25 protein-coding genes and 2 tRNA genes are annotated in these 21416 nt (G+C 69.7%); 15 read left to right on the forward strand and 12 right to left on the reverse strand.

The window, feature by feature from the left end; genetic code table 11:
- Positions 1-13: 13 nt before the first annotated feature.
- On the forward strand, positions 14-229 hold the full coding sequence (locus LY41_RS11710; protein ID WP_372493199.1) for a hypothetical protein: 216 nt from the start codon (positions 14-16) through the stop codon (positions 227-229).
- Positions 230-706: an NUDIX hydrolase gene (locus LY41_RS11715; RefSeq protein WP_253863895.1), complete on the forward strand. Its 477-nt coding sequence runs from the start codon at positions 230-232 to the stop codon at positions 704-706.
- Here the strand turns inward: LY41_RS11715 and LY41_RS11720 are convergent.
- Positions 698-1246 (reverse strand): HD domain-containing protein, encoded by a 549-nt coding sequence (locus LY41_RS11720; RefSeq protein ID WP_253863896.1) that lies wholly within the window; start codon positions 1244-1246, stop codon positions 698-700. The genes LY41_RS11715 and LY41_RS11720 overlap by 9 nt on opposite strands.
- Positions 1247-1743: 497 nt before the next feature.
- Between LY41_RS11720 and LY41_RS11725 the strand changes: the two genes are divergently transcribed.
- Positions 1744-2793: a fatty acid desaturase family protein gene (locus LY41_RS11725; RefSeq protein WP_253863897.1), complete on the forward strand. Its 1050-nt coding sequence runs from the start codon at positions 1744-1746 to the stop codon at positions 2791-2793.
- 110 nt (positions 2794-2903) lie between these two features.
- Here the strand turns inward: LY41_RS11725 and LY41_RS11730 are convergent, their stop codons facing one another.
- Complete coding sequence (locus tag LY41_RS11730; protein ID WP_253863898.1) at positions 2904-3713, reverse strand: MBL fold metallo-hydrolase; 810 nt, start codon at positions 3711-3713, stop codon at positions 2904-2906.
- Complete coding sequence (locus tag LY41_RS11735) at positions 3706-4443, reverse strand: 2-phosphosulfolactate phosphatase (RefSeq protein WP_253863899.1); 738 nt, start codon at positions 4441-4443, stop codon at positions 3706-3708. The genes LY41_RS11730 and LY41_RS11735 overlap by 8 nt, the downstream gene beginning before the upstream one ends.
- Positions 4444-4502: 59 nt before the next feature.
- On the opposite strand from LY41_RS11735, the gene LY41_RS11740 reads away from it, so the two are divergent.
- Positions 4503-4976, forward strand: a complete 474-nt coding sequence (locus LY41_RS11740; RefSeq protein ID WP_253863900.1) for a ribose-5-phosphate isomerase — start codon at positions 4503-4505, stop codon at positions 4974-4976.
- Complete coding sequence (locus tag LY41_RS11745; RefSeq protein ID WP_253863901.1) at positions 4976-5785, forward strand: Fpg/Nei family DNA glycosylase; 810 nt, start codon at positions 4976-4978, stop codon at positions 5783-5785. The genes LY41_RS11740 and LY41_RS11745 overlap by 1 nt, the downstream gene beginning before the upstream one ends.
- A gap of 45 nt (positions 5786-5830) precedes the next feature.
- Here LY41_RS11745 and LY41_RS11750 read toward each other — a convergent pair whose 3' ends face one another.
- On the reverse strand, positions 5831-6643 hold the full coding sequence (locus tag LY41_RS11750; RefSeq protein ID WP_253863902.1) for a hypothetical protein: 813 nt from the start codon (positions 6641-6643) through the stop codon (positions 5831-5833).
- 266 nt (positions 6644-6909) lie between these two features.
- Here LY41_RS11750 and LY41_RS11755 point away from each other — a divergent pair, with 266 nt between their 5' ends.
- The 4 genes from LY41_RS11755 to LY41_RS11770 are packed head-to-tail and all read left to right on the forward strand — an operon-like array spanning position 6910 to position 8981.
- Entirely contained in the window at positions 6910-7779 is an 870-nt protein-coding gene (locus LY41_RS11755) for a TIGR03619 family F420-dependent LLM class oxidoreductase (protein ID WP_253863903.1), read from the forward strand.
- Between the two features lie 13 nt (positions 7780-7792).
- Entirely contained in the window at positions 7793-8248 is a 456-nt protein-coding gene (locus LY41_RS11760) for a nuclear transport factor 2 family protein (protein WP_253863904.1), read from the forward strand.
- Between the two features lie 10 nt (positions 8249-8258).
- The gene (locus LY41_RS11765; RefSeq protein WP_308292232.1) at positions 8259-8495 is read left to right on the forward strand and encodes a hypothetical protein; all 237 of its coding nucleotides are present in this window, start codon (positions 8259-8261) and stop codon (positions 8493-8495) included.
- Between the two features lie 12 nt (positions 8496-8507).
- Positions 8508-8981: a GNAT family N-acetyltransferase gene (locus tag LY41_RS11770; RefSeq protein WP_253863905.1), complete on the forward strand. Its 474-nt coding sequence runs from the start codon at positions 8508-8510 to the stop codon at positions 8979-8981.
- Positions 8982-9063: 82 nt separating this feature from the next.
- On the opposite strand, the gene LY41_RS11775 is transcribed toward LY41_RS11770, so the two are convergent.
- Positions 9064-9134: transfer RNA gene (locus tag LY41_RS11775), tRNA-Gly, on the reverse strand.
- Between the two features lie 75 nt (positions 9135-9209).
- Between LY41_RS11775 and LY41_RS11780 the strand changes: the two genes are divergently transcribed.
- The 6 genes from LY41_RS11780 to LY41_RS11805 all read left to right on the forward strand — a co-directional run bounded on the left by LY41_RS11780 (position 9210) and on the right by LY41_RS11805 (position 13653).
- A tRNA-Pro gene (locus LY41_RS11780) sits at positions 9210-9283 on the forward strand.
- A gap of 195 nt (positions 9284-9478) precedes the next feature.
- Positions 9479-10672, forward strand: coding sequence for a helix-turn-helix transcriptional regulator (locus LY41_RS11785; protein WP_253863906.1), 1194 nt, complete (start codon positions 9479-9481; stop codon positions 10670-10672).
- 61 nt (positions 10673-10733) lie between these two features.
- A complete protein-coding gene (locus tag LY41_RS11790) occupies positions 10734-11015 on the forward strand; it encodes a hypothetical protein (protein ID WP_253863907.1) in 282 nt (93 codons plus the stop codon).
- A 158-nt stretch (positions 11016-11173) separates the two neighbouring features.
- The gene (locus LY41_RS11795) at positions 11174-12049 is read left to right on the forward strand and encodes a radical SAM/SPASM domain-containing protein (protein WP_253863908.1); all 876 of its coding nucleotides are present in this window, start codon (positions 11174-11176) and stop codon (positions 12047-12049) included.
- 13 nt (positions 12050-12062) lie between these two features.
- Positions 12063-12809: an AAA family ATPase gene (locus LY41_RS11800; RefSeq protein WP_253863909.1), complete on the forward strand. Its 747-nt coding sequence runs from the start codon at positions 12063-12065 to the stop codon at positions 12807-12809.
- The gene (locus tag LY41_RS11805; protein ID WP_253863910.1) at positions 12802-13653 is read left to right on the forward strand and encodes a phosphotransferase; all 852 of its coding nucleotides are present in this window, start codon (positions 12802-12804) and stop codon (positions 13651-13653) included. Before LY41_RS11800 ends, LY41_RS11805 begins: the two co-directional genes overlap by 8 nt.
- Before the next feature lie 76 nt (positions 13654-13729).
- Here the strand turns inward: LY41_RS11805 and LY41_RS11810 are convergent, their stop codons facing one another.
- The 7 genes from LY41_RS11810 to LY41_RS11840 form a co-directional block, all read right to left on the reverse strand.
- Positions 13730-14947 carry a cysteine desulfurase-like protein gene (locus LY41_RS11810; protein WP_253863911.1) on the reverse strand — a complete coding sequence of 406 codons (1218 nt, stop codon included), beginning with the start codon at positions 14945-14947 and terminating at the stop codon, positions 13730-13732.
- A gap of 83 nt (positions 14948-15030) precedes the next feature.
- Positions 15031-16641 (reverse strand): monocarboxylic acid transporter, encoded by a 1611-nt coding sequence (locus LY41_RS11815; RefSeq protein ID WP_253863912.1) that lies wholly within the window; start codon positions 16639-16641, stop codon positions 15031-15033.
- Complete coding sequence (locus LY41_RS11820; protein ID WP_253863913.1) at positions 16638-16979, reverse strand: DUF485 domain-containing protein; 342 nt, start codon at positions 16977-16979, stop codon at positions 16638-16640. The genes LY41_RS11815 and LY41_RS11820 overlap by 4 nt, the downstream gene beginning before the upstream one ends.
- Before the next feature lie 91 nt (positions 16980-17070).
- Positions 17071-18855: a sodium/solute symporter gene (locus tag LY41_RS11825; protein ID WP_253863914.1), complete on the reverse strand. Its 1785-nt coding sequence runs from the start codon at positions 18853-18855 to the stop codon at positions 17071-17073.
- On the reverse strand, positions 18852-19274 hold the full coding sequence (locus LY41_RS11830) for a hypothetical protein (RefSeq protein ID WP_253863915.1): 423 nt from the start codon (positions 19272-19274) through the stop codon (positions 18852-18854). The genes LY41_RS11825 and LY41_RS11830 overlap by 4 nt, the downstream gene beginning before the upstream one ends.
- Entirely contained in the window at positions 19271-20086 is an 816-nt protein-coding gene (locus tag LY41_RS11835) for a LytR/AlgR family response regulator transcription factor (protein WP_253863916.1), read from the reverse strand. The genes LY41_RS11830 and LY41_RS11835 overlap by 4 nt, the downstream gene beginning before the upstream one ends.
- Positions 20083-21165, reverse strand: coding sequence for a sensor histidine kinase (locus tag LY41_RS11840; protein WP_253863917.1), 1083 nt, complete (start codon positions 21163-21165; stop codon positions 20083-20085). Before LY41_RS11840 ends, LY41_RS11835 begins: the two co-directional genes overlap by 4 nt.
- Between the last annotated feature and the right edge of the window lie 251 nt (positions 21166-21416).

Raw genomic sequence — 21416 nt, forward strand, 5'->3', positions numbered from 1 at the left:
GCGACTCGATGGCGTGGAGGTCCGCACGCACGGCACGGTGCTGTACAACTCGCTCTACCGCTTTGACGACGACTTGCTCGTCAACGGCCACGCGCACGGTGCGCTCGCTGGACAGAATCCCGTGCTGCACCTACGGCGGCAGCCCGAAGGATCGATGTGGCAGCACTACATGCGGTCGTTCGATCGCGTATGGGAGCGGGCAATCCCCGAACCGAGCTGGGAGGCGTGAATGCCATGCATCGACTACATCGACGACCCGAACGCCCCCGCCGTGAACAGCGTCGTCCCCTCCGTGACGGTTGCGGTCCGCGATACGGAGGGCCGTATTCTGCTCGTTCACAAGGTGGACAATGACCTTTGGGCATTGCCAGGCGGCGGCCACGACCCGGGCGAAAGCATCACCGATACGGCCGTTCGGGAAGTGAAGGAAGAAACGGGCGTCGATGTCGAGGTGACCGAACTCGTCGGCACCTATACCAACCCTCGCCATGTCATGGCATACGACGACGGAGAAGTTCGCCAGCAATTCTCATTGTGCTTTGCCGGGCGCTGGGTTGGCGGCCAGCCACGCGAGGACGGTTCAGAAACGAAGGCCGCCAAGTGGGTTGATATCGCCGACATCGGCGAACTGAATATCCACCCCTCGATGCGGATGCGCATCGAGCACGCCGTCGACAGCACCCGAAACCAACCACACCTAGGCTGATCGGGCTGAAACACGGAATTCTGTGCGCTCAACCGACGCCCGAAGGATCGGCGCGGCCTCTGTCCATGTTCGGTGTACGGGGTGGTCGGGCGAGTACCGCCGAAGTATCTCGGATATGCGCTCGTCGTACGTGAGCCGTTCGCCGCTGGGCCCGGTCGTCAGATCGGCCGTGACAAGCGCATCCATAACCGGGCCGTCCTGGTACGGGAATTCCGCGAGCTCGTCGGACATACCCCGCTCGGCAGCCTCATAACGAGCCCCTGAATGGTGTGCCACGAGGTTCACGATCTCCTCGGGCCATTCGTGGTCACGCAGGTAGCGAGCACCGTCCAGCGGGTGAAACCGCGTATCGCCGACCTCAGGCGCATAGCCGATGTCATGGAGCCAGGCGGCAGCCAACAACGTATCGCGCCGATCGTCGTCGACAGCGTCGACGAGTTCGCTTGCCCGGTTGGCGACACCCTGCACGTGCTCCCAGCGTCGGCCGAGCGGGGCGACCAGGGTTTCGGCCAGTGCACGGGCGGGGGCCGCGAGCGTCATGAACTCACGATAGCGCGGCTACACGCCGACCCAGGACATACCACCCGGGCTGGGATTCTCCGAACCCGAGCGCACCCGCACCGGCGACCTCGACGTCGACTGACCGCGGGTGGGTTGGATGCCCCAAGGGCACCTTGGGGCATGCGGCGCAGCCACGCGGCAGCGTGGCCGTGAGGGGTGGCGGGCGGGGGCCCGAATCTTCCCCTCACGCTTCCTTCGGTCGCCGGTCGCCGGTCGCCGGTCGCCGGTCGCCGGTCGCCGGTCGCCGGTCGCCGGTCGCCGGTCGCCGGTCGCCGGTCGCCGGTCGCCGGTCGTGGTGCGGTGACCGCGCCGGTACGCTGCAGCGAGGGGAGGAATTGGGGCGCTCAACGCCCCGAAGGGGCCCTTGGGGGCTTTTCGTGCCGCCGGTGCGGCGGAGCCGGTGGGGCCTGCACCAGTGGGACGTCGGGGGCGTGCGGGATGTCCGCGCGGTGGTGGTGCGGGACAGGGTTGACGGCATGACGTCGACCGCAGCTGAACCGTCCGAGACCAGACAGGGCAGCGACTTCGCCGTGCTGTCCCGCCGCATCGCCGACGCGGGACTGTTCGCCCGCCGGCCCGGCTACTATGCAACCCGCATCGGCATCGTCGCGGCCCTGTACGGCGCCGGCATCGCCGCGTTCTTCCTGCTCGGTGACACCTGGTGGCAGTTGCTGCTCGCCGCGTTCTTCGCGGTCGTGTTCGCACAGGTCGCGCTGGTCTCGCACGACCTGGCGCACCGGCAGGTGTTTCGCACTCGCAGGGCGGGCAAGATCGCCGGACTCCTCGCGGGCAACCTCGGTATCGGGATGAGCTACGGCTGGTGGACGGACAAGCACACCCGGCACCACGCCAACCCGAACCACGAGCAGCACGATCCGGACGTGATTCCGGACATCCTGGTGTGGTCCCGGGAGCAGGCGCTGGCCAGCAGGGGACTGCCGCGCATCATCGGACGCAGGCAGGCCCTGTTGTTCTTCCCGCTGCTCACGCTGGAAGGCTTCAACCTGCACTTCTCCAGCGTGCGGGCGGTGATCGGCCGGCACGCGAACCGGCGCATCACGCACCGCGCCGTCGAAGCCTCGGTGCTCGCCGCGCACATTGCCGCGTACCTCGGTGCGCTGCTGCTCGTCCTCTCACCGGGGAGGGCCCTCGCGTTCCTGCTCGTTCACCAGGCGCTCTGGGGTGTCTACATGGGGTCGGTGTTCGCTCCGGGGCACAAGGGCATGCCGACCCTGAAACCGGGTGAGAAGCTCGACTTCCTGCGCAAGCAGGTGCTGACCACCCGCAACGTCCGCGGCGGCCCGCTGGTCGACAACGTCATGGGCGGCCTGAACTACCAGATCGAACACCACCTGTTCCCGCACCTGCCGATGCCGCACCTGCGCAAGGCGCAGCCGATCGTGCGGCAGTACTGCGCGGAGATCGGCGTGCCGTATCACGAAACCGGGCTGGTCGGGTCCTGGCGCGAGGCGCTCGGCCACCTGCACCGGGTCGGTGAGCCCCTGCGCCGCGGCGAGACCGTCTGAACGCCGGGAGTCACGGCGCCGGGGCACGCCGCCGGAGTTCGGGCCAGCGGAGTTCGCGACCGCAGTTCGCGACCGCAGTGGTGCGCGGCTCGGCTGTGCACCGTGGAGGTTCACGACAACGCGGCGCGGCAGGCCTCCGGCGGCAGGGGAGCGGAGTCGACGGCCGCGGAGAGCGTGAGTGTGCCGGCGCGAACGCCCGACTGCAGGTCCGCCAGCGTGCGCAGATCCGCCCGCGCCCGCGCGACGAACGCGGCGTCGACGGGGTCGCCGTGGCCGGGAACGACCACCCGCGGCCGGTGGGCGAGCACGTGCTCGAGGGTGGTGGGCCACGCCGCCAGGTGCGTGTCCGGCCCGAAGGACTCCTCGGTGAACGATCCACCCGGTGCGTGTTCGACGAGGTCTCCTGCGAATACGACGTTCCCGGCGACGGCGATCACGTCGTGGTCGGTGTGCCCCGGCCCCGGATGGACGAGGTCGACGGTGCGGCCGCCCAGGTCCAGGCGCGTTGCACGGTCGAAGGTCCGCGTCGGTGCCGCGATCGGCGTTGCGGCGAGATCGTCGGCGAGTGCGTGCTCACCCTCGCGGCGGTACCGATCCGTCCATTCCCGACGGTCGGACTCGGCGCGTTCCGCCAGCGCGTCCCGGCATCCGGTGTGTGCCCATATCGGACAGTCGCCGAACGCCGCCTTCAGCGACGCGGCGCCGAAGGCGTGGTCGAAATGAGCATGGGTCAGCACGATCACGGGTGGCAGGTGTGTCACCTCGCGGACCGCAGCGGCCAGTTCCTCGCCCTGTCCGCGTGATCCGCGGGTGTCGATCACCAGGCACCGCTCGGACCCGACGACGAGCCCGACGGTCAGGTCCAGCTCGGCGTAACGGCGCGCGTACACGCCCGGTGCCTGCTCGGACCAGTCAGGCACCGGCCAGCACCCCGTCGTCGCCGAGCCTCGGCACACACGGCGACACACCGACCTCGACGGCACGCTCGAGGAGCTCGCGGTCGCCGTGTGCGGTCAGTTCGCGGCCCGAGGCCGAGCCGCCCACCGTCGCGGGTGTATCGGCCACGGCGAACGCCTGCGCCGCCACAACCGCCTCGGGCGAGACGGCACCGTAGGACTGCAGCCCCGCGACGACGGCACCTGCGCCGAGCTGGTCCTCGAGGCACGGCCGCAGCGGTCCCTCGGATCCCGGCGCGGCACCGGCCGCTACGCCCCACTGTTCTCCCGCGGCGAGCACGCCGATCGGCCCGCCCGCAGCCAGGTCCGCGGCGTGCTCGGCGACGGCGTCGGCGTTGCGCAGACAGGCCGTGAGCACGTGGGCACCCGTCGTGGCGGCATCGATCGTCAGGGTCGCCCCGTTCGGCGACTGCAGCGGCTCGGCGGAGTCTGCGGGCGCGCTCCCCGGGCCCGTCCAGCGCACCGGCCTCACGGTGGTGCCCGCCGCGAGCGACAGGTCCACCCGCGTCGAGAACGACAGGACGTCCACGATCACCAGCACCGCGCAGTGGCCGCCGAGGGCCGCCAGTCCGCACGCGCCCCAGTCGAGCCGCACGTCGTGGCCGTCCTGGGCCGGGAGCGCGGGTGTCTGTGTGGTCGCGGGGTCCGTCCCCGGTGCCGTCGGAGTCGCGTTCGGCGGCATCGCATCCGTCATGGCTCACACCCTGCCGGGTGGCCCGAGGCCATGTGCAGCGGGGATGGCACACTGCCGCTGTGCGTGTCTACCTGGGATCCGACCATGCCGGCCTCGAGTTGAAGAGTCACCTCGTCGCCCATCTCGAGAAGCAGGGCCACGACGTCACCGACGTCGGCCCACACGTCTACGACGCCGCCGACGACTACCCGCCGTTCTGCATCGAGACCGCGCGTCGCGTCGTCGCCGACGACGGCAGCCTGGGGATCGTCATCGGCGGTTCGGGCAACGGCGAGCAGATCGCCGCCAACAAGGTGCCGGGCTGCCGGGCGGGGCTGGCGTGGAGTGTGGAGACCGCTCAGCTGACGCGGCAGCACAACCATGCCCAGGTCATCGGTGTCGGTTCCCGGATGCACAGCGCGGAGGAGGCCACCGGGATCGTCGAGGCGTTCCTGGACACCGCGGTGGACGACGACCCGCGGCACACGCGCCGGGTGCAGCAACTGACCGACTTCGAGCAGACCGGCAACGCCCCCGCCCTGCCGGAGGCCTGATGCCCGAAGGGCACACCCTGCACCGGCTCGCCCGGCTGCATCAGCGGCGCTACGCGGGTGCGCCGGTGCGGGTGAGCAGCCCCCAGGGCCGGTTCGCCACCGAGGCCGCACGGCTCGACGGCGCGACGTTCGTGCGTGCCGAGGCCCACGGCAAGCACCTGTTCCACGACTACGGCCCGCTCGGCGTCGTTCACGTCCACCTCGGGCTCTACGGCGCGTTCACGGAATCGCCGCTTCCCGAGACGGAGCCCGTCGGCCAGGTGCGGATGCGCCTGTCCGGCCGGACACAGTGGACGGACCTGCGCGGTCCGACCCGGTGCGAGCTGCTCACCGAACCCGAGGTCGACGCGATCACCGCGCGGCTCGGCCCCGACCCGCTGCGCCGCGACGCCCGGCCGGAGCTCGCCTGGCAGCGCATCTCCCGTTCCCGGACGTCGATCGCGGCCCAGCTGATGGACCAGAAGGTGCTGTCCGGGGTCGGGAACGTCTACCGCGCCGAGGTCCTGTTCCGCCACGGCGTTCCCCCGATGCTCGCCGGTCGCGATCTCGACGAGACGGTGTGGAAGGCGATGTGGGACGACCTCGTCGCCCTCATGCGCGCGGGCGTGCGCAGCGGGCGGATCGACACGGTCGCCGACGAGCACCTGCCCGAGGTCACGGGCCGCGCGCCGCGGCAGGACCGGCACGGCGGCGAGGTGTACGTCTACCGCCGCGCCGGACAGCCGTGCCTGGTCTGCGCCGCGCCGGTCGCCCATACCGAACTGGCGGGCAGGCATCTCTACTGGTGCCCGGCCTGCCAACCCGCGTGAGGGTGTGACGACGTGAGGCAGTGAGGGAGTGACGTACCGGGGCGGTCAGAACCCGAAGTCGAATCCACCGCCCATGTCGCCCATGTCGCCCATGTCGCCCATGCCACCCATGTCGCCTCCCATGTCACCGCCGGCGTCGCCTCCCATGTCGCCGCCGTCACCACCGTCGCCACCGTCGCCGCCGGCGTCACCACCTTCGTTCATGGCGTCCTCCTGGCCGGCGTCGTTGCCGCCCGCCCAGGCTTCGCCGCTGGGGATGCCCGCCATACCGGAGAACATCGCGCTGAACAGCATCATCGAGCCCATGCCCCACGCACCCGCGACCAGCGCAGGCTTCCACCACGGCTCGCTGTACCAGCCCTGCGGTACCGGCCTGCCGGCGACGCGGCCGCCGGGGTAGTAGTGCGGGGTGTCGGCGCCCGGCTCCGGGGAGGCCTCGTAGTGCTGGCCTTCGACGTCGACGGAGCGATGCTCGGTGACCTTGCCCGCGGCCTGGCGCTCCCGGTCCTCCGGCAGCTCCGGTCCCGGATCGAGCCCCATCGCCTCCCGCGCGGCGCGGACGTAGTACAGGCCCTCGAGTGCGGTGTCCTTGACGAGTTTCGCCTGTTCCTCGGTCTGGGCCTGTTCCATCTGCGACCCGGCGGCGTTGTAACGCTCGGACGCGTCGGCGATCGCCTGCTGGGAGGCCGTGTCGGTGCCCGTCAGGTTGAGCACCTGCCCGCCGAGCCGCTCCAGCCAGCGCCGCGCCTCGGCTTTCGCGTCCTCCAGCCGGTTGCGCTTGGCCTTCTGATGCGACTGGATCAGGTAGTACCCGCCACCGACGATGATCAGTACGAGGACGACGAGGACGAGCTCCATGAGGTACTCCGCTTCATTAGTGCTCAGGCTCCATTGGATGCCCGGCTCCATCAGGTGCTCAGGGGCGTGCGTGTTGCCTGCGGAGCCGCCGGCGGACCGGACAGACTCCTTCGAAACGGACAACGCCCGCGGCGCCTCGGAAGTTCCCGCCGTGATCATCCGGTACGGCCCGGGTAGTACGAGTTCGCCCGGACGAGTTCGCCCGGGTCCGTCGAGACGGAGTCAACTCTGGCGCACGAAACTAGAACACGTTACTGTTTTGCGTCATGAGGTTCACACTGTCGGTGGCCCTGACCCCGCTGGATCAACTGACCGAGCTGGCCGTCACGGCTGAGGAGTGCGGGTTCTCCTCGATCGCCCTTCCCGACTCGCTCTTCTACTCGGAACAGGTGTCCGCGGACTATCCCTACACTCCGGACGGAAGCCGGTTCTGGGACGAGAACACCCCGTGGGTCGACCCGTTGATCGCTGCGGCGTCGATGGGGGCCGCCACGAACAGGATCACGTTCTACACGTCGGTGCTGAAACTCGGTTCGCGCAATCCGGTGCTGTTGGCCCGTCAGGTGGGTTCGGTCGCGAACCTCACGGGCGACCGGTTCGGGCTCGGCCTCGGTGTCGGCTGGGCGCCGGAGGAGTTCGAGTGGTGCGGGGTGCCGTACCGGCGGCGCGGCAAGCGCGTCGACGAGGCCATCGACGTGCTCCGGCTGATCCTCGACGGCGGGATGGTCGAGTATCACGGCGAGTTCTTCGACTTCGACAAGCTGTGCATGAGTCCTGCGCCGAAGCGGCACGTGCCGTTCTACGTCGGCGGGCACAGCGAACCGGCGCTGCGCCGGGCGGCGCGCGTCGGCGACGGCTGGTCGTCGGCGATGATGAAGCTCGACGACCTGCGCGACACGATCGCGCGGCTGAACACACTGCGCGCCGAGTACGGCCGCGCAGACCAGCCCTTCGAGTTCCAGGCCGTGTGCATCGACCGGTTCGGTCTCGACGGCTATCGCGAGCAGGCCGACGTCGGCGTCACCGACGTGATCACCGTGCCGTGGGTGTTCGACGGCCTCGGGTTCGACGCCCCGGTGGAGCAGAAGAAGGACTCGATCAAGAAGTTCGCCGCCGAGATCATCGAGCGGTTCTGAGGAGGTCCGGCGGATGAGTGTCAGGGTGTGCTGGGACGTCGAAGCGCAGCAGCCGCCCGCGCGGGTCGCGGCGTTGCGGTCCATGGAGGCCGTCGCGGCGGGGGACAAGCAGCGCTGGCTGAGCCTGTTCGACCCCGCGGCGGTGATCGAGGATCCGGTGGGCCCGTCGCCGTTCGATGAGGGGGGAAAGGGGCACCACGGCGCGGACGGCATCTCGGCGTTCTGGGACCTGACGATCGCGAACGTGCGGCGGTTCGAGTTCGCCGTCCGCGATTCGCACGCGGGAGGCGACGAGGTGGCGAACGTCGCCACGATCACCACGTTCTTCGACGGCGACTACCGCGTCGACACCGACTGTGTGATCGTCTACCGGACCGGTGTCGACGGGCTGCTTCTGTCGGTGCGCGCGTTCTGGGAGATGGACCGCGCGGCGGCGACGGCCCGCCAGGACGACGACGCCTCCCGGTGATGTCGGCCCGGTGACGTCGTCGGCCCCGGCGCACTGGCGGCGGCCGGAGGCCTATCTGGACGCCCGCGTCCGGCGGAACTGTTCCGCCCTGGCCCAGACCGATGAGGTGGCGGTGTCGCGGGGCATCGAGCGGTTGCGACGGGACCTCGCCTCCGGCCGTTGGCACGAACGGCACCGCGACCTGCTGGGCCGCGACGAACTGGATGTCGGCTTCCGGCTGGTGACCCGTGACGGGCGGGGTGAGTGAATGGAGGCGCGCATGAGGATCGTGGTCGATGATCTGTCCGGTCCGCGGATCGCGGAGTTCCTGGCAGATCACCTGGAGCAGATGAAGGCCACGTCGCCACCCGAGAGCAAGCACGCCCTCGATCTCGACGAGCTGCGCAAACCGGACGTGACGTTCTGGTCGGTACGCAGCGGCGAGGCCGTGGTCGGCTGCGGTGCGATCAAGCGTCTCGACGGCGAGCGCGGTGACCACGGCGACCACGGCGAGCTCAAGTCGATGCGCACGTCGCCCGACCGCGCCCGCGGCGGCATCGCGTCCGGACTGCTGGAACACATCCTCGCCGAGGCGCGGCGCATGGGACTGTCACGGTTGAGTCTGGAAACCGGTTCGGACGAATTCTTTCTCCCGGCGCGGAAGCTGTACGAGAAGTTCGGCTTCTCCTACTGCGCGCCGTTCGCCGACTACCGGCCCGATCCGAACAGTGTCTTCATGACGAGGACGCTTTGACGGTCGAGCGGCCACGATCCGTCCCTGGACACACGAAAGGCCAGGGCCCTGAAGGGCGCCTGGCCTGGGGTTTCGTGCGCTGAGCGGGCGACGGGAATCGAACCCGCACCACCAGTTTGGAAGACTGGGGCTCTACCATTGAGCTACGCCCGCATGCTGCCGGTGACCGGCTGCGTGGGCAGTCTACCGGTAGCGCTATGGTGTGTGCACACCACCCCGCGTGGTGGACGGGGTGTGGCGCAGCTTGGTAGCGCATTCGCTTTGGGAGCGAAGGGTCGCAGGTTCAAATCCTGTCACCCCGACCGTGCCGGAACCGCCTCTGGCCTGCAGGGACACTGCGGGTCGGCGGATTGCGGGTCTGGAGGCTACGACATTCGCGTCGAGCCGACCCGCTGTCATCCTTGCGGGCGGTACCCTCGCGTCAGACCGTTCGCATGGTTCGGTCCCGGCCTCCGGGGCTTCGCGACGGTTCCCGACCACGTGACGGAGGACACTCCATGCACGACGACACAGCACACATCGGTCGCCGTCTGCGCGAGATCCGATCCTGGCGGCAACTCAGTCTGCGCGCCGCAGCGGAGCTGTCCGGTATCTCGCACGGATACCTTGCCAAGCTCGAACGCGGCGACAAGGCGATCAACAGTCGCCGGGTGCTCGAATCGCTGGCCAACACGCTGCGCGTCGCACCGTCGGAGATCACGGGGTCGCTCAATGAGCCGGTGGACGCCACGTCCGACGAGTTGCACGCCTCTATCCCCGACGTGGTCGACGTGCTGACCGGCTGGCAGGTCGACGAGGCGCCGGACGCCCGGGTCCGCCCGTGGCCGGAGATTCACGCCGACTGTGAACGGCTCACCAAGGTGTTGCGCCCGGCTGCCGACCTGGCAGGACAGGCCCGCATGCTGCCCGGGCTGATCCGCGAACTGCTGACTGCGGCCAACGACCCGGCCCACCAGCGCGCCGCACTCACCGACCTGCTGGGTGCCTACAAGGCGTCGGCCTACCTGGCGCACGACCTTGGTGTGTCCGGGCTCCCCACTCTGGCTGTGGAGCGCATGCGGCAGGTCGCCGAACGCATGGACGACCCGGTATGGACGACCTACGCCGGATATCACCGCGCACAGCTACTCAGCGGCGGGAACCGGCGGCGACAGTACGACCTCGCCGTAGGCATCGCCGACGCTCCTGACGCGCGCGTCGAGACCCGAGGCATGGCCCACCTGACCGCTGCATTGTCCCGTGCTGTGCAAGGTGACGAGGACACAGCCCAGACTCACCTGTCCGAGGCTGCGGCGCTGGCCGGGCAGCTGGAACCGGACGTGTCCCCGTGGCAGCAAACCAACTTCGGCCGTACCAACGTCAGTATCTGGCGCACCACCATCGCCGTTGAGCTGGGCCACGGCGGAAAGGTGGAGGAGATCGCCTCCACGGTGCGCCCGGTGGGTGTGTCCACCAGCCGGCAGGCCGCGTTCTGGCTGGACTACGGCCGCGGCCTGCTTGCCGAGCCGCGCCAGCGCACCCGCGGCGTTGCGGCGCTGCTGAAAGCCGAGCAGCTGGCCCCACAGAAGGTCCGCACCAACGTTTTCGCACGTGAGGCCGTGGCCGACAACCTGCGACGTGCTCGCCGCGACGCCGGCGGCCGCGACCTCCGCGGCCTGGCCTGGCGCATGGGAGTTGCGCCTAACGGGTGAAAACTCCCGATGTGTCCCGATAGGACACATCCCTCCGCGGCGGCTCCATAACGTCCCCGGCATGTGGACGCAGCACGCCGACGGCGGCCTGGTGACCATCGGTCCGGACGGATGGCCGATCGAGGCCGACCTCGACACGCCTGATTTCGACACCGTGCCCGGGTGGCGTCCGGTGGCCGAAGGTGTGCGCCACATCGGTGGCACCCATGACGAACCCCCGGCGGGCGTGACGGCCGAGATGCTGTGCGGCCGACTGGTCACGGTGCCGCGACGGCTCCGACGTCGGGAGCCGGTGTTGTTCGACTGCAGCGCGTGCTGGCACGTGTGGCTGGGTGTCGACTGATCTCGCCGGTTCCTCCGGTGATACCCCGCACTCCCGGCCGGGCAGGCGCACCAATTTCAGCGGCGGGTCGTCGTCGCTGGTTGTGACCGCCGACCGAGGAAGGACATGTTTCGATGACGTTGACAGCCGACGACTCGACCATCCACGGCGATCCGCCGTTGACGTTCCTGTGGCTGGAAATCACCGGCAGATGCCAACTCGAATGCACCCACTGCTACGCGGGCAGCTCCCCGGCCGGCGACCACGGCACGATGACGACCCCTGACTGGCTCAGCGTGCTGGATCAGGCCGCCGATCTCGGCGTGTCGATGGTGCAGTTCATCGGCGGCGAGCCCACCCTGCACCCCAGCCTGCCTGAACTCGTGCGGCACGCGCTATCCCACGGGCTGCGGGTTGAGGTGTTCAGCAACCTCGTGCACGTCACCGACGAACTGTGGGACGTCTTCGCGCTCCCGGGCGTGAGCTTGGCAACCTCGTACTACTCCGACGACCCCGCCGAACACGCCGCCATTACCGGCCGACCCTCGCATGCACGGACCCGCGCGAACATCGCCAAGGCTCAGGCCAAGGGCATTCCGCTGCGCGCCGGGGTGATCGACCTCGCCGACGACCAGCGCGCTGACCAGGCGCACGACGAGTTGGTCAACCTCGGCGTGCCGGAGGTCGGCCGCGATCGACTCCGGGAGGTCGGGCGCGGAGGCGATGGCGCGCCGGGCACGGTCGACCAGCTGTGCGGCCGGTGCGGCCAGGGCACGGCCGCAGTGTCGCCCGAAGGTAGCGTCTGGCCGTGCGTGTTCTCCCGCTGGCTGCCTGTCGGCGATGTCCGAGACGACACGCTCGTGAACATCCTCGAGGGCGCCACGATGCGCGAAACCGCTGGCGCCCTCGCGGCACACTTCGCCACCCGCGAGACAATGGGACCGTGTGATCCGAAATGCGGGCCGAACTGCGGCCCGGCCTGCTTGCCCCAATGCTGGCCCACGGGGTCCGGCCCGTGCGGGCCGAAGGGCGGGTGCCAACCCAACTACGGCTGAACGGGAGGCCGACATGTTCGTCCGTCGCGCGTACGTACCGGACTCGCTCCAGCCGCCCACCACGGAGCACTGGCCGTTCTCCGTGCCTGCGGTCGCCGAACTGGTCGAAGACGGCCTGGAGTTCACTCATCCGGTGACGTTCATCGTCGGCGACAACGGGACGGGTAAGTCGACGCTCGTCGAAGCCATCGCCGAAGGATTCAAGCTCGACGCCCGCGGCGGGCGTGCTGGAGCACGGACCGGCAAGGCCGACCCGACCAAGACCCCCCTCGGCGAGGTCCTGCGTCTGGAGACCACCGCCCAGGGATCCCGCATGCTGGCCGGTCCGCGGTTGAAGAAGAAGGGCTTCTTCCTCCGCGCTGAGACGGCGTTCAGCATGACCGAGAACCTGGGCGGTGTTCCCGGCTACTGGGAAGAGAACACGGCCGAGATGAGCCACGGCGAGGGGTTCGTCGCGGTGTTCCAGTCGATGTTCCGCGACCCCGGTTTCTACGTGCTGGACGAGCCGGAGTCCGCGTTGTCGTTCACCGCCTGCCTGCACCTCGTGGGGCTGATGCACGATCTCGGAGAATCGGGCGCGCAAGTGGTGTGCGCGACACACTCGCCTGTCCTCGCCGCCACGCCCGGTGCGGACATCATCGAGGCCGGCGAGCACGGCTTGCGTCGTGTGAAGTGGGCTGAACTGGAACTCGTCGACCACTGGCGTCGCTACCTCGACAACCCCGACACCTACCTGCGGCACATCACCGACGATGAGTGACTACCTCGCCGCTGAACCCGCCACTGACCCCGACGCGGTGTTCCGCAACTTCATGCGCCACAACCTCGGCCGAGCCGCAGCGCAGTTCGACGTCACCGTCGCCGGCGAACCGGTGTTCGGTTGGCGGCTGCGCTCGATCGGCGCGCCAGCACACGGTTCGGCTGGAGCGCGGTGGCTCCGCGTTGTTTCGCAGGAACCCCAGTGGGCGTGCGGCGAGTCGTGGACCGGCACGGAGGACGCCAACGCGATCACCGGGATCGCCAAGCCCTACGTGCTCGACGTGGCCGAGTGGCCGGAACGAGATTGGCGAAACCAGCGCGCCGAGCTGATGACCCACCTCGACGGCCAACCGTGTTCCCCCACGGACGTCCTCCGAGGCGACCCGCCTGTGACCACCGGCTGGTGGTCTGCGCTGGCAGGCACCCTCGACACACTCTCGACGGTGCCCACCTGTCGGGTCCACGCCGACCAGGCCAAGATCACCCAGCGGATCACCGACCGGTTCGGCGCCGACGCTCCCACCACGGTCGACCGGTGGGAAACCGTGCACGGCGACCTGCACTGGTCGAACCTGCTCCGGGATCCGTTCGGACTGCTGGACTGGGAGCTGTGGGGACAAGGACCGGTCGGGCTCGACTCTGCGACCCTGTACTGCTTCAGCCTGCTCCACCCGGGCATCGCCGCGGACATTCGCCGCCGGTTCGCGTACAAGCTCGAGACGCCAACGGGGCGGGTCGCCCAGTTGTATGCCACCGCCCGATTGTTGCGGCGCATCGATGGTGGCGACTTCCCCGACCTTGCCGGCCCGCTCCGCGACCACGCCAACGGCCTCCTCGACGGCTAGCGGGCTGCGTCGCGACGCGCCTTGTTGGGTCGCATCTTCCGGACGCGGCGGATCGGACTGCGGCGACCGGGGCGAGTCAGCCTGCTACCGCGATCTTCCCGACCTCCGTCACGAGGTGCTGCACCTCGGATTCGGTGGTGTACGGCGCGATCCCGGCACGGACGGCACCGGTGTCGCCCAGGCCGAGACGGCGGGAGCATTCCAGTGCGTAGAACGTGCCCGCGGGTGCGTTCACGCCGCGTTCGGCCAGCCGGGTGTAGACCTCCGCCGGGGCGAGGCCGTCCACCGAGAACAGGACCGTGGGTGTGCGGTGCCGAGTTCGGGATCCGTGCAGCGTGACCCGGCCGGTCGCGGTCAGGCCGTCCTCCAGGAGCGCCATGAGCGCGTCCTCGTGCCGCGCCACGACGTCGAACGCGGTCGCGAGCGCGTCCCGTCGCGACCCCGTCGGCGCGTCCGGCGCGATGCCGGCGAGGAAGTCGACCGCTGCCGTCGTCCCGGCCAGCAGCTCGTACGGCAGGGTGCCGAGTTCGAATCGCTCCGGGACGGCGTTCGTGGAGGGCGCGAGCTTGTCCGGCCTCAGCGTCTCCAGCAGCTCCGGCCTCGCGGCGACGAATCCGAGGTGCGGACCGAAGAACTTGTACGGCGAACACGCGTAGAAGTCCGCGCCGAGTGCGTCGACGTCGATCAGCGCGTGCGGTGTGAGGTGCACGCCATCCACATAGGACAACGCGCCTGCCTCGCGGGTGGCGGCAGTGATCGCGGGAATGTCCGGGCGCGTGCCGAGCAGGTTCGACGCCGCCGTCACGGCGACCATCCGGGTGCGAGCCGAGAGCAGGTCCGTCACCGCTGCGACGTCGAGTTCCCCGGTGGCGGCGTCGAACTCCGCCCACCGCACCGTGGCGCCGCGCGCTTCGGCAGCCTGCACCCAGGGGCGGATGTTCGCGTCGTGATCCAGCGTGGTGACGACGACCTCGTCGCCCGGGCCCCAGTCCTTCGCCAGTGTGCGCGCGAGGTCGTAGGTCAGTTGCGTCATGCTGCGCCCGAACACGATCCCGTCGGCCGCGGCACCCACGAGGTCGGCCGCGGCGCTGCGGGCGTCGAGCACGATCGCGTCGGCGCGTCGTTCCGCGGCCGTGTTCGCGCCGCGGTTCGCGACCGCCGAGCAGAGCGTGTCCGCCACGGCCGACGCGACCGGCCGTGGCACCTGGGAGCCACCGGGTCCGTCGAAGTGTGCGGCACCCTCGGCGAGTGCGGGGAAGTGGGAGCGGAGCTGGGTGACGTCGAAACCGGCCATGCCCCGAGTATGGACCAGACCAAGCGAGAGGCCGTCCGACGCGACGCGCCGGACGGCCTCTCGTGAGATGCGGGACGGACCCGTCAGTGCGTCGTCGCCTTTTCGGCACCGGCGCCGGTGAGGGAGCGAACCTCCATCTCCTTGTGCTTCTCCTCGAGGTGTTCCTTCGAGGAGAGCGTGCCGATGATGCCCAGCAGGAACGACACGGGGATCGACACCAGGCCCGGGTTCGACAGCGGGAACCAGGAGAAGTCCGCTCCCGGGATCATCGCGCTGTCGCTGCCGGACACGGCGGGGGAGAAGACGATCAGCACGATCGTCGTCGTCAGGCCGCCGTAGATCGACCACAGTGCACCGCGGGTGTTGAACCGCTTCCAGAACAGCGAGTACAGGATCGTCGGCAGGTTCGCCGACGCCGCGACGGCGAACGCGAGCGCCACCAGGAACGCGACGTTCTGTTCCTTCGCGAGGATGCCGCCGATGATCGCGACCGCACCGATCACGCACGCGGTGATCCGCGCGACCTTCACCTCCGTGGTCTTGCTGTCGACGTTGCCCTTCTTGATCACGTTGGCGTAGACGTCGTGTGCGAACGACGCCGAGGCCGTGATCGTCAGACCGGCCACGACGGCGAGGATCGTTGCGAACGCCACCGCCGCGATGAAGCCGAGCAACACCGGACCGCCGAGTTCCAGTGCCAGCAGCGGAGCCGCCGCGTTCTCACCGCCCGGTGCGTTGTTGATCGTCTCGGTGCCGACCAGCGCCGCGGCGCCGTAGCCCAGCACGAGCGTGAACAGGTAGAACAGGCCGATCCACGAGATCGCCCACACCACGCTGCGCCGGGCCTCCTTCGACGTCGGCACCGTGTAGAAGCGCATCAGCACGTGGGGCAGACCCGCCGTACCGAGGACCAGCGCGATCCCGAGCGACAGGAAGTCGAGCTGTGTCGTGCCGCTCTCGCCGTACCTCTCACCGGGGTTGAGCAGCGCGTCATTGCCGCCCGCGGCCTCGGACGCCGAGCCGAGCAGCTCCGAGAGGTTCAGGCCGTACTTGCCGAGCACCCACACCGTCATCACGGCCGTGCCGGCGATGAGCAGGCCTGCCTTGATGATCTGCACCCAGGTCGTGCCCTTCATGCCGCCGACCAGGACGTAGATGATCATCACGATGCCGACGACCCCGATGACGATGCTCTGCCCGACATCGCCTTCGACACCGAGCAGCAGTGACACCAGACCGCCCGCACCGGCCATCTGTGCGAGCAGATAGAAGAACGAGACCGCCAGCGTCGACGTGGCGGCCGCCGCGCGCACCGGACGCTGCCGCATCCGGAACGCCAGCACGTCGCCCATCGTGAACTTGCCCGTGTTGCGCAGCAGCTCCGCGACGAGCAGCAGCGCCACCAGCCAGGCGACGAGGAAGCCGATCGAGTACAGGAAACCGTCGTAGCCGTAGACGGCGATGGCGCCCGCGATACCGAGGAACGAGGCCGCCGACAGGTAGTCACCGGCGATCGCGGTGCCGTTCTGCGGCCCGGAGAACGACCGGCCGGCCGCGTAGTAGTCGGACGCGGTCTTGGTGTTGCGGGAGGCGCGGAAGACGATCACCAGCGTGATGATCACGAAGAGGGTGAAGATTCCGATGTTGACCAGCGGGTTGCCGCCTTCGACGCTGCCCTGGGCAAGGGTGCTCACTGCTTGTCACCACCTTCGACCTCGTTGCGGACGCTCTCGGCGATCGGGTCCAGCTTGCGGTTCGCGTAGCGCACGTAGAGCCCGGTGATCACGAACGTCGACACGAACTGCAGCAGGCCGAGGATCAGGCCGAGGTTGATGTTGCCCACGACCTTGATCGACATGAAGTCGTGTGCGTAGTCGGCCAGCAGTACGTAGGTCAGGTACCAGACCAGGAACAGCGCGGTCATCGGGAAGACGAAGTTCCGCAGCCGTTTGCGCAGCCGTTGGAAATCCTCGCTGGCGTGGACTTGCGCCCACATGTCCGCCTCAGGTGGCTGAGGCTCGGTGGAATTCACGGTGACCTCCTTGTCACGGTGCACGCCTCGACAAAGGCACGGGGAGTGTGCTGGCGACACGGTAGGGGCGGGCCCGACCCGGGTGAACCGGTCAGCGGCCCAGCCGGCGCGTGATGCGACGAACGGCCGACGAGCGGCGTGCCGGCCACGACGAGTGGCCCAGGTCACGCGCCGCGCCGTCGCCCTGATCGCGGGAGACGAACGGGGAGAGACGGTGTTCGTGCAGGTGCAGTCGCAGCATCGCGGCGGTCGCCCACGGTGCAGGCCTGCCCAGCCGCGACACGACGATCATGGTGAGGAAGGCGAGCGGCACGGTCCACGGGGCGGGCTGGGCGACGAGGATCGCCACCCAGCCGTGCAGGTCCGGGCCGCCGACGCTGATCAGGAACGCTCCGATCGTGGACACGAGGCCTGCCGTGACGCCGGCGAGCGCGCCTGCGGCCGTGAGCCGGCGCCACCAGATACCGAGCACCAGCAGCGGGCAGAAGGTCGAGGACGCGACCGTGAACCCCCAGGTGACGAGTGTTCCCGCGTCGAGCCCTGCCGCAGGCAGTGCGAGCAGCACGATCACGGCGGCCGCGCCGACGACCGCCAGGCGCAGCTGTCTCAGGCCGCCGGGCACGAGGTCGTGGGAGATCGCACCGGACACGACGAGCAGCAGCCCGAGTGACGTCGCGAGGAACGCCGCGAAGGCGCCCGCGGTGAGGAGCCCGGTGAACACGGTGCCTGCGGTGCCGTCGTCGACCTGGGCCGGCAGTGCGACGACGGCGCTGTCGGTGGCGCCGGTCAGGTAGAGGTGAGGTACCAGCACCCGCCCGAGTACGCCGTAGATGCCCGGGAACAGGTAGAACACACTCAGCAGGGCGACCGTGAACGCGGCGGTGCGGCGTGCGGCGCGGCCGTCGGGGCTCGTGTGGAACCGCATGATCACGTGCGGCAGTCCCATCGTGCCGAGCATCGTCGCGATCAGCACCGCCCACGTGCCCAGCAGCGGGTAGCCCTCGTCGTCGAGATCGAGCAGTGGCCGCTCCCACCCGTCGGCACCCGGCACGGCTTCGCCGCGGACCTCGGGCACCGGCGTGCCGTCGGCGAACGTCACGGTCGTTCCCGGAGGTACCTCCCAGGCGCCGGACTCGAGTTCGCGTGGCCCTTCGTCGCGGTCGACGAGCTCGGCACCGGCCGGCACGTCGAGCGTCGCACCGACACGGAACGTGACCGTCGTGTCCTCGTGGAAGTGCGTGAACTCGGTGGGCTGTGTCGCCTCGGTGCGCACGTCCGGTCCGGCCTGGATGAGCAGCCACATCGCGGGCACGATGAACAGCACCAGCTTTAACACGAACTGGAACGCCTGCACGTACGTCGCCGCGCGCATGCCGCCGAGCGCGAGGGTGGCGCTGACGACACCGCCAGCCAGCACGACGCCCACCCAGTAGGGCGTCTCCGTGACGACACTGAGTACGAGACCGGCCGTGCGGAACTGCGGCACCAGGTACAGCACGCCGATCACCAGCACGACCACCGCTGCGAGCTTGCGCAGCGGGGCCGAGGCGAGCCGGGCCTCGGCGAAGTCCGGCACGGTGAGTGCCCCCGACCGGCGCATCGGGGCGGCGACGAGCGCGAGCATCGCGATGTAGCCCGCGGTGAAGCCGACCGGATACCAGAGGGAGCCGATCCCGTCCTTGACCACCAGCCCTGCGACGCCGAGGAACGAGGCGGCCGACAGGTACTCACCGGACACCGCGGCGGAGTTGAGCAGCGGCGACACGCGGCGGGAGGCGACGAGGAAGTCCGAGGTCGTGCGCATGGCTGCCACACCGCGCAGGCCGATGAGCATCGTCACCAGTACGACCGGCGCGACCGCGAGGGCGACGATCACGAGGCGTCCTCACCCACCCCGTTGTCAGAACTTCCGGTCTTGTCAAAATTGTCGAGACTGTCGGTATCAAACGCGCGTTCGGCCTGCTCGGCGCGGTGCAACTGCCAGAACGCCACAGCCACCATCGCGGGGAACGGCACCACCACGATCGCGGCCCACGACAGCGGGACACCGGCCACGCGCACCTCGTCCAGCCCGGGCCACAGCGACAGCGACAGCGACAGCGGCAGGCCGACGATCAGGACTCCGAGCGCCGCCAGCGCGGAGACCGCACGCTTGCGTCCGGCGCGGTGCAGCGCGATCGCCCGCGGCATCTCGGCCGGGTCGAGTGTCGCCGGCCGCCACGGCCCCCGGTAGCGCCGCCGGGCGTGGGCGAGACGGGTCTGCGGACTGGTGACGGCGACACGGCGACCGGTCATGTCGGCCGTTCGAACTCGCCCTGCTGCGCGGCCTTCAGTAGCCGCTCCCGAAGCATCCGGGCGTGGCGCCTGCTGACGGGAACGTCGCCCAGGTCGGTGTGGGCGAGCACCCCGCCGACGGAATCGCTCCGCAGCTCGCGCACCGCCGACAGCGCGACCAGGAACCCGCGGTGGGTACGGACGAACCCGGCGCCCTCCCAGTACTCCTCGAGTCGCGAGATCGGCATGCGCACCAGGTGTACGCCCGACGGCGCGTGCAGCCGCACGTAGTCGCCGTGTGCCTCGGCGAAGCGCACCTCGCTGCGTTGGACGTACCGGGTGCGGCCAGCGGCCTCGACCGGCAGGGCGGCCATCGCGTCCGGTACCGGCGCGTCCGTGCCCGCCCGTGCGGGCTGCTCGTCGGCGCCCGCCATCCGGGAGACCCTGCCGAGCGCGTCGGCGAGGCGTTCCGCGCGTACGGGCTTGAGCAGGTAGTCGATCGCGCCGATACCGAACGCCGCGATCCCGTGCTCGTCGTAGGCCGTCACGAAGACGATCACGGGAGGTGTCGCGAGCTTGCGCAACAGCTCGCCGAGCTCGAGCCCGTCGAGGCCGGGCATCGCGATGTCGAGGAACACCGCGTCGTACTCGCCGCCCCGGATGGAGCGCAGCGCCTCGAGCGGATCGGCGGCGGCCGTCACCGCCGCCACCTCGGGCGCCTCGCGCAACAGGCTGCAGAGATCGTCGAGCGCAGCGGGCACGTCGTCGACCGCCAGCACCCGCAACCCGGGTGCTGCGGTGTGCAGCGGCTGGGGATTCTCCTGCACCGTCACGGCACCACTCCCGGTTGGAAGCGCGGAACCCGCACCACGACCCGGGTGCCCGCGCCCTCCGCGGTTTCGACCACGAGCCCGAACCACGGTCCGTACACGTTGCGCAGCCTCCGATCCACGTTGGCCAGTCCCATGCCCCCGGTGTCCCGTGCGCCGGCGCCGCCCTCCGCCAGCAGTCGTTCGGCGTCGCCCGGGTCCATGCCCGCGCCGTCGTCCTCGACGCTGATGACGCAGTCCGATCCTTCCGCCTCGCCGAGAACCTGGACCGTCCCACCCCCGGTACGGCGTTCGATGCCGTGCCGGACGGCGTTCTCCACCAGCGGTTGCAGCACCAGGTAGGGGATCGCCACGGCGAGTACCTCGGGTGCGACCCGGACCTGCATCTTCAGGCGGTCGCCGAGTACCGCTCGCTGCAGCGCCAGGTAGGTCTCGATCGCGTGAAACTCGTCCGCCACGGTCGTGTACTCGCCGTGGCCCGCCAGGCTGTAGCGGATGTAGTCGGCGAAATCGAGCAGCAGTTCGCGCGACCGGGCCGGATCGGGACGCACCAGTCCGGCCACGACCGTCAGCGCGTTGTAGACGAAGTGCGGCGAGATCTCGGCCCGTAGTGCCCGGAGCTCGGCCTCGGACGCCTCTTCCGCCGACGCCTCCAACCTGCCGCGTTCCAGGGCGGCGACGAGTACCCCGGCGACCTCGCGCAACGCCGACACGCGCGCCGTGCCCGCAGCCACCAGCACGCCGGCCAGTTCGTCGTGGACGACGAGCGGTTCGGCGATGACCTCGGCCCGGCGTCGCCGGTGCTCGGTGTGCAGCACTTCGTCGACGATCGCCGCCACGTCGACGTCCCGGGGCAGGGTTCCCGCGACGGTGAGCTCGCCCGACAGGCCCGACAGAGCCACGCCCTCGCACGCGAGCAGCCGCCGGATACCACGGGCTGCGGAGCGGACCCGTGGCCCGCCGAGCCCGTCGACCAGGTCGTCGGCGATGTGCCGTGCGGTCTGGAGGATCGCAGCCGGGTCGCGCAGCCTGCGCGGTCGGGCGAACCCGCCCACGGGCCCCTGCTGCGCGGGCACGGACATGCGAACTCCCGGTAGCGCCGACGACTGTGTCCTGCGTGCTCAGTGCTGTGTCTTACGTGCTGTGTCTACGGACTACGGACTACGTCCTACATCGTCTTACGGACTACGTCCTACATCCTGAGTGATCGACCGTTGCGGATCACCGACGGTGTGAATCTAGCCGTTCGGCACACCGAGCGTGAAGGCCCGCGTACGTGGCGCCCGACCGGACGAGATCCGGGAACGGGTCAAATCGATGCCGGGTTGGGACT

It is taken from the genome of Prauserella halophila, assembly GCF_024171895.1.
In the GTDB taxonomy this organism is placed as follows: domain Bacteria; phylum Actinomycetota; class Actinomycetes; order Mycobacteriales; family Pseudonocardiaceae; genus Prauserella; species Prauserella halophila.

Bases quoted from the DNA above. Each gene is read 5' to 3' on its own strand.
- LY41_RS11715 (WP_253863895.1), top strand. From the start codon at position 230: ATGCCATGCATCGACTACATCGACGACCCGAACGCCCCCGCCGTGAAC.
- LY41_RS11720 (WP_253863896.1), bottom strand. From the start codon at position 1,246: ATGACGCTCGCGGCCCCCGCCCGTGCACTGGCCGAAACCCTGGTCGCC.
- LY41_RS11725 (WP_253863897.1), top strand. From the start codon at position 1,744: ATGACGTCGACCGCAGCTGAACCGTCCGAGACCAGACAGGGCAGCGAC.
- LY41_RS11735 (WP_253863899.1), bottom strand. From the start codon at position 4,443: ATGACGGATGCGATGCCGCCGAACGCGACTCCGACGGCACCGGGGACG.
- LY41_RS11745 (WP_253863901.1), top strand. From the start codon at position 4,976: ATGCCCGAAGGGCACACCCTGCACCGGCTCGCCCGGCTGCATCAGCGG.
- LY41_RS11750 (WP_253863902.1), bottom strand. From the start codon at position 6,643: ATGGAGCTCGTCCTCGTCGTCCTCGTACTGATCATCGTCGGTGGCGGG.
- LY41_RS11755 (WP_253863903.1), top strand. From the start codon at position 6,910: ATGAGGTTCACACTGTCGGTGGCCCTGACCCCGCTGGATCAACTGACC.
- LY41_RS11760 (WP_253863904.1), top strand. From the start codon at position 7,793: ATGAGTGTCAGGGTGTGCTGGGACGTCGAAGCGCAGCAGCCGCCCGCG.
- LY41_RS11770 (WP_253863905.1), top strand. From the start codon at position 8,508: ATGAGGATCGTGGTCGATGATCTGTCCGGTCCGCGGATCGCGGAGTTC.
- LY41_RS11785 (WP_253863906.1), top strand. From the start codon at position 9,479: ATGCACGACGACACAGCACACATCGGTCGCCGTCTGCGCGAGATCCGA.
- LY41_RS11790 (WP_253863907.1), top strand. From the start codon at position 10,734: ATGTGGACGCAGCACGCCGACGGCGGCCTGGTGACCATCGGTCCGGAC.
- LY41_RS11800 (WP_253863909.1), top strand. From the start codon at position 12,063: ATGTTCGTCCGTCGCGCGTACGTACCGGACTCGCTCCAGCCGCCCACC.
- LY41_RS11805 (WP_253863910.1), top strand. From the start codon at position 12,802: ATGAGTGACTACCTCGCCGCTGAACCCGCCACTGACCCCGACGCGGTG.
- LY41_RS11810 (WP_253863911.1), bottom strand. From the start codon at position 14,947: ATGGCCGGTTTCGACGTCACCCAGCTCCGCTCCCACTTCCCCGCACTC.
- LY41_RS11830 (WP_253863915.1), bottom strand. From the start codon at position 19,274: ATGACCGGTCGCCGTGTCGCCGTCACCAGTCCGCAGACCCGTCTCGCC.
- LY41_RS11840 (WP_253863917.1), bottom strand. From the start codon at position 21,165: ATGTCCGTGCCCGCGCAGCAGGGGCCCGTGGGCGGGTTCGCCCGACCG.